Source organism: Pedobacter sp. 10L46_2 (assembly GCF_056395165.1).
Window position 1 is genome coordinate 1 of sequence record NZ_JBFTIZ010000516.1, and the last position, 1,408, is coordinate 1,408.

Sequence of the window (1,408 nt, forward strand, 5' to 3'; positions counted from 1 at the left end):
GGTTTTTTTTTTATCTAAGTTTGTTCCACTAATCAAGAGAAGGATGACAGCTAAGGAAATCAGACAGGCATACTTAAAATTTTTCGAATCAAAACAACATCATATTGTTTCATCGGCACCTATTGTAGTTAAAAACGACCCCACATTAATGTTTACTAATGCGGGAATGAATCAGTTTAAAGATTTGTTTTTAGGAGAAGCCCCAATAAAATATCCAAGAGTAACTGATACCCAACGTTGTTTGCGCGTATCAGGAAAACATAATGATTTGGAGGAAGTAGGGATAGATACCTACCACCATACCATGTTCGAAATGCTTGGAAACTGGAGCTTTGGCGATTATTTTAAGAAAGAAGCCATTGCCTGGAGCTGGGAACTATTGACCGAGGTTTATAAAATTCCAAAAGATAAATTATATGTTTCCATTTTTGAAGGAGACGAAAAAGAAGGTTTGCCAAGGGATACCGAGGCTTACGAGCTTTGGAAGCAATATGTTCCTGAAGACCGCATTATTTTAGGTAATAAAAAAGATAATTTTTGGGAAATGGGCGATACGGGACCATGTGGTCCATGCTCTGAAATCCATGTTGATTGCAGATCGGATGAGGAGCGTAAAGCCGTTGAAGGTAAATCGCTGGTAAATGCCGACCATCCTCAGGTTATTGAGATATGGAACAATGTATTTATGCAGTTTAACCGTTTAAAAGATGGTTCATTGCAACCGCTTCCTGCCCAGCATGTAGATACTGGAATGGGTTTTGAGCGTTTAGTTCGCGTATTGCAGGAGAAATCTTCAAACTATGATACCGATGTTTTTCAACCCTTAATTCAATTCATCGCTAAACATGCGGGGGTTGATTATGGTGTAGATGAAAAAACGGATATCGCTATGCGCGTGATGGCTGATCATATCCGTGCCATTTCGTTTGTAATTGCCGATGGACAGTTGCCTTCTAATAATAAAGCAGGCTATGTGATCCGTCGTATTTTGCGTCGCGCGGTTAGGTATGCTTATACTTTCCTTAACCTTAAAGACCCGTTTTTAAATCAACTGGTGCCTGTATTGGCCGAGCAATTTAAAGGGGTATTTGATGAGCTTTCAATGCAGCAGGATTTTGTGCAAAAGGTAGTTTTAGAAGAGGAAATTTCTTTCTTAAGAACTTTAGCTACAGGTATCCAACGCTTTGATAATTACACTAAAAAGCAAGGCGAAGTATTAATGGCAGAGAATGCTATTGAGCTTGAAAAAAGATTTGATGATCCATGGGTTCACAGCATATTGAAAGACCAGATGGTGATTTCAGGTGAGTTTGCTTTTGAGCTGAATGATACCTATGGATTTCCGATAGATTTAACTGAATTGATGGCCAGAGAACAACGCTGGACGGTTGATATGGAAGAATATAAC

At 39.1% G+C, this 1,408-nt stretch carries 1 protein-coding gene; it reads left to right on the top strand.

What is annotated here, in order from left to right:
- Positions 1-43: 43 nt before the first annotated feature.
- Positions 44-1,408 (top strand): alanine--tRNA ligase (alaS, locus tag AC1DDX_RS27400; protein WP_477623032.1); only part of this gene is annotated, 1,365 nt, incomplete at its 3' end.